The 13191-nt window shown below is 38.6% G+C and carries 11 protein-coding genes and 1 other RNA gene; 3 read left to right on the top strand and 9 right to left on the bottom strand.

Features of this window, described 5'->3' with window-relative positions:
- Positions 1 to 209 precede the first annotated feature (209 nt).
- Positions 210 to 1754: an IS21 family transposase gene (gene istA, locus L641_RS0110090; protein WP_024600838.1), complete on the top strand. Its 1545-nt coding sequence runs from the start codon at positions 210 to 212 to the stop codon at positions 1752 to 1754.
- 14 nt (positions 1755 to 1768) lie between these two features.
- Positions 1769 to 2524 carry an IS21-like element helper ATPase IstB gene (gene istB, locus L641_RS0110085; protein WP_008108839.1) on the top strand — a complete coding sequence of 252 codons (756 nt, stop codon included), beginning with the start codon at positions 1769 to 1771 and terminating at the stop codon, positions 2522 to 2524.
- Here istB and L641_RS0110080 read toward each other — a convergent pair.
- The 4 genes from L641_RS0110080 to L641_RS0110065 form a co-directional block, all read right to left on the bottom strand.
- The gene (locus L641_RS0110080; RefSeq protein ID WP_024601817.1) at positions 2493 to 3263 is read right to left on the bottom strand and encodes a TniQ family protein; all 771 of its coding nucleotides are present in this window, start codon (positions 3261 to 3263) and stop codon (positions 2493 to 2495) included. The two genes, istB and L641_RS0110080, sit on opposite strands and share 32 nt — an antisense overlap.
- A 71-nt stretch (positions 3264 to 3334) precedes the next feature.
- Entirely contained in the window at positions 3335 to 4723 is a 1389-nt protein-coding gene (locus L641_RS0110075) for an adenylate/guanylate cyclase domain-containing protein (RefSeq protein ID WP_013465403.1), read from the bottom strand.
- Positions 4711 to 5283 carry a Pycsar system effector family protein gene (locus tag L641_RS0110070; RefSeq protein WP_013465404.1) on the bottom strand — a complete coding sequence of 191 codons (573 nt, stop codon included), beginning with the start codon at positions 5281 to 5283 and terminating at the stop codon, positions 4711 to 4713. The genes L641_RS0110075 and L641_RS0110070 overlap by 13 nt, the downstream gene beginning before the upstream one ends.
- Entirely contained in the window at positions 5284 to 5583 is a 300-nt protein-coding gene (locus L641_RS0110065; protein ID WP_013465405.1) for a helix-turn-helix transcriptional regulator, read from the bottom strand.
- 300 nt (positions 5584 to 5883) lie between these two features.
- Between L641_RS0110065 and L641_RS0110060 the strand changes: the two genes are divergently transcribed.
- Positions 5884 to 8151, top strand: a complete 2268-nt coding sequence (locus L641_RS0110060; protein WP_013465406.1) for an ATP-binding protein — start codon at positions 5884 to 5886, stop codon at positions 8149 to 8151.
- Between the two features lie 219 nt (positions 8152 to 8370).
- Here L641_RS0110060 and L641_RS0110055 read toward each other — a convergent pair whose 3' ends face one another.
- The 5 genes from L641_RS0110055 to L641_RS0110040 form a co-directional block, all read right to left on the bottom strand.
- Entirely contained in the window at positions 8371 to 9372 is a 1002-nt protein-coding gene (locus L641_RS0110055; protein WP_013465407.1) for a TniB family NTP-binding protein, read from the bottom strand.
- A 2-nt stretch (positions 9373 to 9374) separates the two neighbouring features.
- Entirely contained in the window at positions 9375 to 11198 is a 1824-nt protein-coding gene (locus L641_RS0110050; RefSeq protein ID WP_024601816.1) for a Mu transposase C-terminal domain-containing protein, read from the bottom strand.
- The gene (locus L641_RS0110045; protein WP_024601815.1) at positions 11191 to 11820 is read right to left on the bottom strand and encodes a TnsA endonuclease N-terminal domain-containing protein; all 630 of its coding nucleotides are present in this window, start codon (positions 11818 to 11820) and stop codon (positions 11191 to 11193) included. The genes L641_RS0110050 and L641_RS0110045 overlap by 8 nt, the downstream gene beginning before the upstream one ends.
- Positions 11821 to 11952: 132 nt before the next feature.
- Positions 11953 to 12049, bottom strand: an RNA gene (gene ffs / locus L641_RS22915) — signal recognition particle sRNA small type.
- 139 nt (positions 12050 to 12188) lie between these two features.
- On the bottom strand, positions 12189 to 13067 hold the full coding sequence (locus L641_RS0110040; RefSeq protein WP_024601814.1) for a DUF3014 domain-containing protein: 879 nt from the start codon (positions 13065 to 13067) through the stop codon (positions 12189 to 12191).
- Positions 13068 to 13191: the final 124 nt, after the last annotated feature.

Raw genomic sequence — 13191 nt, 5'->3', positions numbered from 1 at the left:
TGCATATTCCGGAGCATCGTGAACAGTGATTCCGGCCCATCGTGAACACCCGTTCTGGTTTTAGCGTGAACGCTCATTCCGGTTTTATCGTGAACACTTTTGACTGATTTTCCGGAATCGGTGTTCACACCAAACCAGTACAATTTCAACGCATTGATTATTAATTACTTTGTTAAGCTATTTCCTTTTTGTATTACTGAGGAAGGGATATGGCGACTAAGAGGATCACAATGCGTAAAATTCGAGAAGTGTTGAGGCTACATTTTGCTGCCCAACTCAGTGTCAGAAAAATAAGTGCCAGCACTAAGATCAGTGTCGGTGGTATTCAAAAACTACTCACTAAAGCCAGAGCTTTATCGTTAAGTTGGCCACTGCCCGACGAGCTTGATGATTCTGTGCTTGCTAGTCAGTTCTATCCTCGCGCCGACACTCGGCCATCCCAGCGATTTGAAGTGCCAGATTGGCCAGCCATTCGAAAAGAATTAACGGGCAAAGGCGTCACCAAGAACTTACTCTGGGAAGAATATACTCAGCAATATCCGAATCGTTGTTACAGCTATTCTCAGTTCTGCGATCGCTATATGACCTGGCTTAAAAAGCAAAAACGTTCGATGCGACAAGTGCATAAAGCAGGAGAAAAACTCTTTGTCGATTATGCGGGTCAAACGATGCCCATTGTTTGTAATGCGACGGGTGAAGTGAAGTTCGCCCAGATATTCGTGGCGGTGATGGGCGCATCAAATTATACATTTTGTGAAGCAACCTGGAGCCAAAGTCTACCCGACTGGATCGGCAGTCACGTGCGAGCATTTGAATTTATCGGCGGTATACCTGACATGGTTATCCCCGATAATTTACGCAGTGGTGTCAGTAAAGCGTGTCGCTACGACCCTGATGTTAACCCGAGTTATCAGCAATTGGCCGCGCATTATGGCACCGTGATTGTGCCTGCTCGTCCCAGAAAACCACAAGATAAAGCCAAGGCCGAAGTGGGCGTGCAAATCATTGAACGCTGGATACTCGCCAAGTTACGACACCAAACCTTTTTCTCATTAGCTGAGCTAAACCATTGCATCAAAGCCTTACTGCTTGAGGTCAATAATAAGCCCTTTAAGCAACTGAGTGGGACACGACAATCATGGTTCGAGTCAATCGACAAACCCGCCCTCGCGCCCATGCCCAAACTAGCTTATCAATTCACGGATATTAAACACGTCAAAGTGAATATTGATTATCACGTTCAGTATGATAACCATCTTTACTCGGTACCCCATCACTTGGTGGGTGAAAAGCTTGAACTTCATGCCAAAGACAACTTGATTGAGGCTTATTTCAAGCATAAACGCATCACCAGTCACCCGAGAAAATATCATCCGGGCATGACCACCACATCCGAGCACATGCCTGTAAAGCATGAGAAGCATCATAAATGGTCACCAGGGCGTTTAATGAATTGGGCGAAAGATATTGGAGATGACGTTTTGCTCTGGGTGAAAGCACAATTGGCACAGAAACAACATGAAGAACAAGCGTATCGTGTGTGCTTAGGCTTACTCAACCTATCAAGAAGCTATCCCGCCGATCGGCTCAATAACGCCTGTGCGATAGCCAATCAATACAGTTTATATCGGTTAAAACATATCAAAGACATACTCAGTAGCAACCAAGATAAATTGCCGCGAACGCAAGAAGAGCCGTCGACGTTATTGCCACAATCCCATGAAAATATCCGTGGTCCTAAAAGCTTCCATTAAGGTAAGGAAATTCTATGTTAGAACAAACGATAACTCAGCTTCGTCAACTCAAACTCAGTGGTATGGCCAACGCCTTAGTGAGCCAAATGGAACAACCAAGTACTTATGAAGGGTTGTCCTTCGATGAGCGACTACAACTGCTAGCAGACAGTGAAGCCCAAGACCGAGAGAGCCGAAAACAACAACGCTTACTTAAAGCGGCAAAACTTAAATTAGCCGCTAACGCCAGAGACATAGATTATCATCACCCGCGAGGTCTCAATCAATCGATGATGGCATCGCTACTGCAATGTGATTGGCTGAATAAATCACAAAACTTACTGATCACAGGCCCTTGCGGTAGCGGTAAAACCTATATCACTTGTGCGCTTGCGCATACAGGATGCATGAAAGGCTACAGCGTTAAATATTACCGACTCTCAAGGTTGATGCTTGCGCTGACACAAGCCAAAGCAGATGGCACTTACAGTCGAATGTTACAGTCACTCGCTAAGATCGACTTACTCGTTTTAGATGATTGGGGGCTTGAGCCACTTAAAGCGGCACAACGAAATGACTTAATGGAGATCATGGATGATAGGCACGGCAGTTCATCAACCGCCATCATCAGTCAATTACCCACCGAAGAATGGCATCAATCCATCGGCGATAATACCTTAGCCGATGCCATTTTAGATCGACTAATGCACAATGCTCATCGGATAAAATTAAAGGGGGAGTCTATGAGAAAAATTCAATCTAAAATTGACCATCGTGAACACTTAGGTTAAAAATGTCATGAACCCAATGCGTGGAATTTAAGTGTTCACGATAAAACCGGAATCGGTGTTCACCATCACCGGAATACGCAACCTTCGCAAACCACGATAACAGCCCCATTATTTTTGGGCTGTTATTACTTGCAAGCGCAAATGCAATTTTAAAGTCTGCATCGTTTAACTGTTCATTACTGGATAGTTTACAACCGCAATCACATTCTAGAAACGTCTCAGAAGCTCTGTAATCAATTAAGTTATGGTATTCACCACAATGTGTGGTTAATTGTGTTTTATGCTTATGGCACGCTTTATAGGGCTTTAAATGCCAATGAAAAGGAATATATGAAGATTCAAACAAGCATTCAATGCAAACAGGTATGTTATCAGTGCGAAGTAGTTCAAGAGGAATAGTCAGCTCATTACGGCTTACTGCTGCTAGGTTGCCAAATTTAAAGTTACTGCGCCGCCATGCAAGCGCAAGAATATCACCAGCGTTTACATCAGCTAATTGAGCTACCAACTTAAGCGCTCTTATTCTAAAGCTGCTCGCTTGCCTAGCATGATAAACATCAACTTTACACAGCTCTAACGGCAACGCACCTTCAAGCTCATGATCTTGCTCTGCAAGCCATTGCCATAATATATCAGCAAGCTCACTATAGCCATTGTATGAGTTATCACTTGCAAGCCTGAGTAAATAGCTTTCAAGTGCCTCTTCAGGATAAGGTTTTGTTTGAACTAAAAAATGCATCGCCAACTTAAACTAAGAAAATCTTAGTTTAGGTTTAGGCTAAATAAATTAGATAGTCAAAAAATTAATATTTAATCAATTTCTAAAAGAGGATCTCCAACATATACTCCAAAACATTCCTCGTTTAATAAAACTTTATTATTTTTGTCCAAAACAGAAATATACATAAAATGTAGACCTAGATAAGAAGTTTCTTCCCATTGACTAGCTTTAAAATTACAACCATCTGTAGTCTGAGCAAAAACAATAGTCTCATGGTTGCCTGAGTTTTCAGCAGATTTCTCAGCTTCTTTGCCTGTATTTTTTACTCTAAATTTTACCAAAATCTCTGTGTTTATTTCTTGTTGAGGCAACTTAAAGTTAACTTTAAAATCTATACCTAAAGATTTCTTGACTACTTCTCCACATGGATAGTAAGTAAACTTTGTTGGGGCGTTCTCATTATCTTTTAAGCATGCAGTTATTTTTATATTTTCTAATGAAGTGTCGGTTGCGGGGCTCGGTAACAAAGCTATATATTTTTTATGGTTAAGTACATATTGCTTGTAATTAATTTGGTTGCCATCAGCATTTCGATAATTTGGTTCAACAAATTCTTTTTTTACTTTTTCGTTTTTAGATTGAACATACATTATTTCCAAAATATCCTCAGGTAAATCTAATAACTCTTTAATTGATTGTCCCAATAAAACTCTATTTTTAGGGGCTCTTTGCTGCAACTTTGCTGCAATATCAACAAAGAAAGATGTAGCTGTAACTTCAGAAGCACCGGAATAACCATACATACCCCATATGACATTTTCTTTTTCGCCATAATCAATACCTATTCGAATACCAACATCATCTTCAATACCTTGATTTTCAAAATATGGCCTTACAACTTCGTTCATAACTTGAACTATATAAGTACCACAATTAATAGCGTCAATAGCAGCATTTCTTGCCTTCTTATCACTTCTAAAAAAAGCAAGTACGGCATCCCCCATAATTCTGTGAACATGACCATCAAATGCTTGGATTGTCTCAATAGCGGCTCTAATAATTGCATTTTTAATTAAAAAAACTGTTTCCGCAGAGTAAGTAACGCCTAGTTTAGTCGAACCTTTAATATCGATAAATAACGTAACATTAAAACCATTTTTTAGGGTCTTCGTGTCAGCTAAATAATCAAAATCAGGATGCCCACCTATCTTTGAGTCTCTTATTCCTTTTTTGCCAAAAGCCTTTCGGATATTCTCTTGAATTCCAAAATTTTGTTCCTGTGGTAAACCCGTGTTAGTAGTTAGAATCGAAGAAGCCGTTTCTAGGCTTGTTTGGTAGCTTTCATAATTCAATGAATCTTGTGAAAAGCTTTTAGCCTTATAAACACTTTCTTCCTGCTTGGAAGAGCTTCTCTCCCTGTCAAAACTCCGCTTCAAAATTTCATCTATTGACCCGTAAGCTCCTTTTAGCTTTGACATAATGTGATCCCTAATGTGTCTGAAACTATTAATATGAAGAGAATTAATAATAGAAATAGATTTGCTTTAGTGGTTGTCGTGGCTCTGTCTAAGCTATTAAATTTACTCTTAGTAATACCAGCGACCTCGTGAACTTGCCCTGAAATATCCTCTAGAAAGGCATCCGCATCCGTGTTTTTAAATTTATTAATGTAATCCTCTCGATCAAACTCAGCCACTGAACTAAAAAAAATAACAGAACTAGGACTAGGTTTCTTTGAGCTATCTAGCTTAGGTTTTATGCTATCCATTACATAAAGAATACTAAGCATACTAAACAAGGCAATTACGATAAGACTAATAGAGATAGCCCACAAATAGAACCCTGAATTAGGAAGTAACTCAGGGGCTTTAACCAACAAGCCAGCAAAAACACCGAAATTAAACGTTGTAATTAGACCGCTTTTAAAATTAATTGTGGCAATGTACGAATCATAGCGCTTAATTATATCCCATAGATCTGATTTACTCGGTTTTTCGTCACTTGGCTCTTCGGTATTAGACTTACAATCTTTTGACATTTACTTTTCCTTAAGTTTCATTAACAATTCTTTTTGATCAGTGCTACTCAACTTTCCAAGCGTGCAGATTAATTCAGATAAAACATCTTCTTCACAATAAAAATAAGCAACTGGCACATCTAGCTCTTTAGCAATGCGTTTCATGGTTAAAAAATCAGGGGCATGTTTGCCTTTTTCGTATTGGTTCATGCGAGCACTAGCCGTGTTTGGCTCCATTCCTAATGCCATACCTAGCTGTTGCTGAGTAAGGCCAGCTGCTTTTCTTGCAGATTTTAGGCGTGAAGGTGTTGGAGTTTCCATGTGAACCTTAGCGATAAATTATATTATGCTAAGATTCTCTTAGTATAACGCCCTATTTGGTACTAAGGAATACTTAGTTAAGTTACAAGTTCTCCTTTTTTAAATTTAGAACTAATAGCTACCAATAATAATTTTAGATTGAGCACAACCAGAAAGAAACCATACATATTTGAAAATACAAGTTACATTGCATAGTAGTTTATTCGATTATTTAAACTAATTTTATTTGTAAAATCATAAGGTAGATGTCATAAAGTTAGTTTGCCGCCGTTTTTTCAAAGACTAAGGAAGTATTACCAGATGACAAACCTTGCTAATTTATCACATATTGACTTTGAGGAATTATGCATCGACATCATCCAAAAAGAGACCCAAGAAAGGTTTTCTTCTTTTGGACCAGGAGCTGATGGTGGTATTGATGGCCGGCATTCAAAAGGCGATAATTTAACTATTTTACAATGTAAGCATTACATACGCTCAAACTCTTCTGAACTAATAAGAGCCGCAAGAAAAGAGTTACCAAAAATCCAAAAATTGGGAGCTAATAAATATATTTTCTTAACCTCATACTCATTGACTCCCGCCCTAAGCGATAGGCTTCAGGACTTATTTTCTCCATACATTGAGAATGTTGAAATCTGGGGTACTGAAGATATTCAGAGTTCCCTTAGAAAGCATCCAGATATCCTTAAATCACATATAAAACTATGGCTCACTGATTCTGCAATATTGGACAAGATCCTTCATTCGGGTTTAGAGAATTTTACCGCTATCACTAAAGAAGAAATTATCGAAGAGTCAAAAACCTATGTGATGAACCCAAGCTACCCTGATGCATCCACTATTTTAAACGACAAAAATACCCTCGTTATTTCAGGTCCTCCAGGTGTTGGGAAAACTACCTTAGCAAAAATGGTATGTTACCAATATCTAAAAGATGGCTGGTCCTTTCAAGCAATAAATTCGCTAGAACAAGGATATGCGAGAATTAACGAAACAAAGCCGACAATTTTCTTCTTTGATGACTTTTTAGGCAAAATTGAGCTCAATAGAAAAGCCTTAGTGACCCACGAATCAGCTTTAGCGACTTTTGTTAGGAAAATCCAAAGGTCTAATAACTCAAAGTTTGTTCTGACTACAAGGTCACATATTTACGAGGAAGCAAGAACCTTATCTGACAACATAGACAGCCAGAGGTTTGAACTATCAAAGTTTGTCCTCAATGTAGGGCTCTATACAAGAAAGATAAAATCACATATATTATTCAATCATTTATCTATTTCTGAGATTAGTTCAGAGCATATTTCTAAGCTATTAGAAAATGATTGGCTACGCCTAATTGTCGATCACGAAAACTATAACCCTCGGGTTATTTCTCATATGTCTAGTGAGAACATTGCACTACCTTCACCTCAAAACTATCCACAATCAATTTTGTCAGCCCTTGAAAATCCGAGCTTAATTTGGGAAAAGGCTTTCAACCAGCTACCTGTTAATTGTCGTCACTTGCTGATTACGTTGTTTTTTTGTGATGAGTATTTCGGAACTGAAGTCGAAGATTTAAAAGGTTATTATATACCGCTGCACAGATTGTTATCTGAGCACTATTCCAATCAACAAAAACCAAATGATTTTGAAGAAGCAATTAAGGTTTTGGAGTCAGGGTTTATTTCAATCTCAAATACTAAAATAAGTTTTGTAAATCCGTCAGTTCAAGATTTTTTAAAAGCCCACCTAAAAAACGATGAACTTATATTTCTCGTTTTAAGCAGCGCCACTCGCGTGAGATTTGTGCAGAAGGTATGGCACCACATTCGCTTTCTCTTTAAGCAGAATCGACTAAACCTAAAAGCTAGTACGTTTAAGTATGAAAGCTTGTTCCCACTGTTTCTTTCTTCACCTGTTTCCTTAGTAGAACAAGAAAATGAGTACACTACCTATAAAAACTATGATCTCTATCTTTCAGATAGAATTAGCCTACTTCTTAATATATTTTTTGACACCTCAGACATAAAGACCATCGAGGCGATCACATCATTATTACTTGCAGACAATCTGGCTCTAGATGTTTCCCGTGACTCTAGAAACCTTCCAGAAATACATGCTGAGATATTGGAAATAGAGGATATCAGTAGCCAACAGAAAATAGCGTTACTTACCTTGATTGAGAAAAAAATATGCCATTTATTGAGTTTCAACATGGACATAGAAGATCTCGTATCTACTATCGAGTATTTATATGAATTCATGCCCGAGTCTTTCACCAGTAAAGTCCAAGTAACCATTAATGGTTTAATTTCTGATGAAATACTAAACGTAAAAAACGGCAATGCATATCTGGAAGATCTGTACGATGTAGATCTATACCTTGAAAGCTTCAAAAAAATAACTGATATAACAAAATACAGTACAGATGACGTCATCACGCTTTTAGACTCAATGGCCTCTGAAATGGAAGAAGCGGAAAGTACAACTAAGAAGCCATCGGATGTCCAAAACTCAGATCACATGCTCAAAAACTATTCTGACGCTGAAATGAAAAATTTGTTTAATAGTCTTATAAAATAAGGAACTTAATAGCCCCTTGTTTTACTTCCGATTATAAATAAAGCCCATCATGACACTTGTTATATTACGCACATCTTCAATGCTCATTACCATCAGTTCATGCATTGGCGTGTACCGCTACAAGGCATATGTGTAGAACAATTTATTCCTGATATTCTTTATACGAATAATTCGATAATTAAAAAACTATTTACATATACCGTGATTTCATAATTGCCTTCACTTCCTCAACAACTGACTAATAGGCATTCGGTCAGTAAACTTAGTCGCTATAAACGGGTCTTCATCTTGGGCGCTTTCAGGTTTATAAAGTGAATAGCGCTCGACTTCACTTGCTGTAATTTCTGCAACGGGCAAGGTAAATAGGTTTGATACATCAGGAAACAGTACCTCAAATGCTTTAACTAAGTGCTTGGTTGTGAGGGTTTTCGCGTCATCCATTAATGCATAAAGTACGGCATCATCTAAAAAGTATTTAAGGGTTCTAAAACAGCCTTTTGACAATGAGAACAAAGCAAATACTGTTGCTTGCTCACTTAAGTTTGGCTTTTCGGTAAATGGCATACGGTTGGCTAGGCCAATTATTAACTGCACAAAATGCTTTGGGTTTTCTGATAATTTAAAATAAGGCAGCTGCCGCCTTACTAATAAACGCGATGACCACTGGGGCTCGTCTGCTATTTTTTCTGCCCACGGCATACCTACCAAGACAATTGATACACCCGATTCATCGTTAATGTATTTTAATCGGTTGGCAATCTCGCGGCGCTTTTTACCTTGGTTGTGCTCAATTAGCTCTTGAAACTCATCAATAATTATAAGCTCTGTACCACATGTTTTTAGGCATTTTATTAATGATGTCGTTAATCGAGTACCGTTTATTCGCAGCTTACGCTCTGTACTCCCTACTTGCCCTAAGTCTTTAAGAAGCTCGGCTAAAGTCGATTCTAGTGTCGGGTTACTAGGTATGCGGCTTACTAATACAGGGTGATTCATCACTCCATTAATGAATTGCGGTAAGTGACGTTCTTTATACTGTTTTATTAGTGCTGTTTTACCTGTGCCTGTATCGCCATTTAACAGCATGCAAGGCTTTTCACCTGTTAACCCTTTACCAAGTCTTAATCTGTCGAAGTCGTTAAATACCGTGGTTATTATTGGGTATTCAATAAATACATCGCGAAATTCATTAAGCTTTTCTTTTTGTTTTTCGGTCAGCATAATTAGAATCCATCTAGATCTGAGATAAAGTCATCCCAGCTATCAGTTACTTGCTCTTTAGGTGTAACCTTTTTGTGTTCTACTGGCTCACTCTGAGCTATTGATTTCTGCGAGTCGCTACTAACATTTTGATGCTTAGCTAACGCTTTACCCCCTTTTACCTTTGAGTTTTTTGGCGCATTTTTTAACGCTTCAAACTCGTTTTGAATTTTATTATGAATAAACATACGCGCTTTTGCTAAGCCTACATTATCGATAGAGCCCGAAATAAAGTCGCGATGAATGCGCATATTTATTTTATGCTGATTCAAACTTAAATTTTGGGTGTAACCGTTTGGGTCTATGCATGGCACTTTTATGTAATGCTCTAGCTTATCGAGGTAAACGTATATATAAGAAATATCATCGGGGTTTAATTTCATTAAAACTTCTTGAGATACTTTGTGGCTAAATTGCTTTCTATAATTTGCTAGTTCAGTACTGTCGTAGCTTAAGTTTTCTAGCCTTATTCCACCTTTACGAAGCACCCGATGGTTTGAAATACTGAGTACAACATCTAGTTGTTGAAGGTCAGCATCACTCAGCATTGTTGGTGGTAACGTATTAAAGCCTTGATCCCATAATTGGCTTGGTATGTACTTAAAGCGGCTGTCGGCATCTTGATGGTAAACGTCTACTACCCATTTATGAAATAGCTGCATAAAGGTCGTAAAGCGCATGATTGCATCTTTTTTGGGATTGTATTCATGCTTTTGTAAAATGTTAGAAAAGGTTTTACCGGGAACTGGATCTAATAACTCAGTGTTAATAGTGCCAAACATACGTTCTACAAAAGGTTTAAGCCAAGGCTTCTTCGTTGGGTTATATTGAATGTTAACTCCAATTTCACAAACAGCAAGCTCAAGATTGTTACCCCAAAATTCTCTTCCATTATCAGTAACGAGCGTTTCAATTTTACCTGCACACTTCCACTCATTTACCGTATCAGGGTATAGCTTTGCCACTTCACTTTTAGGTTTCATGGCATTCATCATCGCTCGCCTTACTGCATCATAGCAGGGTTCGCTGAAGCTAAAGTAGTAGCCAACAATACAATGGCTATACACATCAACTAACATGGTGAGTGTCGGCCGACCAAGCGGGATATGTAGCTCATCATCTAATAAAATAAGATCAAGCGGTGTATGGTCAATTTCAACTTTTTCGAGTACTCGGGTAGGCCGTGTATGCCCTTCTACTTTATTAAAAGCAATATCAGCAAGGCGCTTACCATAACGAGCAACCATCACGTCGTATTGCGGTAAATTATCGACTCTATTTTTAAATGCTTTGTATGTTAAAGGCTTTAAAACACTGCCTACAACACTGTCGTTTTCAATAACAACTAAGTCTGCATAATACTTATAAGCCGAAGCCACCGATGGCTTTTCTTTTACTAAGTAACGCTCAAGTGCCTTTTCAAAAAACTTATCGGTGGCTGTATCGCGCTCCCTGTTACCCTTTTTTTGGTGGCTTGGTATTAGCGCCATGATATTTTTATCTGCATTTGTATAAGCGCTATACCATCGTGCAGCTGTTCTCCAGCTGGGCTTTTTCTCTCCCTCAACTTCGGGCATTACTTTCAATATAGGCTCAAGGTTTTTTTGCGTCCAACCGCCTTGAATATTAGCCTCAAGCCATTGAATATATTTAAACTTAGCAAATGTTGTGGCTTTAATTTTTTCAGGAAGGGCTTGTAAATCTTTGGCGTAATTTTGAGGTAGTTTGGTTTCTACTTTTGGTAATGGCTGGTTAAATTCATCTTCAAACAAACCGTCATTAAACATTGTTAGACCAAATTGCTGTTTCTATTGATATTTCATTTGTAGTTAAGTCGGCAAATAACTGCCCTAGTGATAATAAGCGTAGCACCGTAGCAAGTAGCTCACCGGCAGTTACTTTTAAAAAGTTAACTAACTGGCCCACTTTAATAGAGCCGTATTGCTTAACAAGTTCTAGCACCGATGCTTGCAGCTCTGTTAAAGACTGAAAACCAGAATAGCGATGTAAAAGCTTTAAGTTATTGAGTGTTGGGTATACACGGATTTGTTTATCAGTAACCAGTATTAAGTCGCGTCCATCTTGCTTAGCTATGGTTTGCTTTTCAATAAAACGTGCACGAAAGTCTTCGTCAGCAATTTTGCTTTGCGGTTTTACTTCTATAAATTTTTGCATGCCGTCTGTGTGGGTAAGTAAAAAGTCAGGTGTGTAACGGCAAGTACGGTTATCAAACTCATATTCGTAACCGAGTGGTTGTGCTTCAAATGCGGCTATTGATGGTGAGAATTCAAAATGGAAACAAGCATCGAACTCTAAGGAGGATTCAACTAAACAGGTAGATTTATTTTTATGACTAGCAAATTTATGGAGGTTTTTAACACGGGAGTGTTTGAGTTTTCTTCTGTGCATGTGAATCAACCATCTAACCATTTGGTTAAATACTAGACTATGCCACCTTATACTTCCAATTTATGCCATCTTTTAGTACAAATATGTCAACTTATACTTCAAACAACACCAAATGAGGAATTTGGGTGGCAGTCTTACCAGCCACATCTCGGCACACACGTCACAAACTGTGGCTGCTCCCTTCCGGGCCTGACCAGGTTCGCCTGCTAGTGTTGCGAGAGGACCAATAAGACTACCATTGAGGGCCTTGGTTGGCGCGATTGAGATTATCTCTACTTTTGCTCTGTTATTCAAGGGATAATCAAAAAAGAAAGTGCGATTGCATACTTCATATACAATCGCAGTCTATTTAGGTGTTAAAGCGATTATTAATTGCTCTCTAACTCTGCTTTTATGTTACGTAGTGCCGCTTTTACTTTTTTCATATTCTCTGGGCCCATGCGTAAAAGTTGCTTTTGCGCTGCGGGTAATTGTTCCCATTCAGAAAACGCATACTGATAAGTAACCGAGTCACGCAATAAAGGTAAGCTGCCTTTTGGCTCTGGAGTATCAAGTAGCAAGTCAATGGCATCTTCAAGTGTTTGTGTAAACTCATCATCGCCATAGCCAATTTCAGTGTATGCACTGTTGATTAGCGGTTTATATTCTTCATATAAACGAACAGCTTGTGCGGCACTCATACTTGTTAGTACTTTTACATATGGGGTGTAGCGTTCATAGCTATTAGGATCAATGGTTAAAATATCGCCTTCGTTTACGCTAAAACCTTCTTCTAACTTTACAACTGGGGTATGTTTCTTAGCTACCTTACCTTTTGCTAAGTTATCGATAAACACCACACCACGACGAATAACATCATCGTTTAACACTAGGCTCATTGCCGCATCGCCTAAGTATTCATCTAATTTTGCAACCACGACAGGATCACTGTCATTTAATGTTGGTAAAGGCACAACCTCAGACTCTGGCTCAACGTCTGGGCGCTGTGTTGGCACTGCTAACTCTTCAGGTTTTTCTGGCTTAACCGATGGTGCACCGACCACTGGGTCGTTTTCAGGTTTTAGCTCCATAACGGGTTGCTCTTTTATGGGTTCTTCAACCTGCATAACTGTTTCTGGGGCTTCGCTTGGTTTTAATAATACAAACGCGGCGGCAATAATAATGATTAATAAAATAACCCCTGCGAAGATAAGGTTGTTATTCGGTGGACGTTTTTGAACATCTGATTTTGATGGTTTATCTGACATACGAACTCCATAAATATAAAAATGCGATACCGTTTAGAGTACTCTAAACAGATTTAATTCCTAACTTACACTAATATTCATTAATAAGTAGGGTCTGTTGACCTTTCCGGATTAAAATTTGTTC

It is taken from the genome of Pseudoalteromonas sp. TB41 (assembly GCF_000497975.1).
Lineage (GTDB): Bacteria > Pseudomonadota > Gammaproteobacteria > Enterobacterales > Alteromonadaceae > Pseudoalteromonas > Pseudoalteromonas tetraodonis.
Note: the sequence above shows the minus strand (reverse complement) of the source record. Positions and strands in the feature narration are given on the sequence as shown.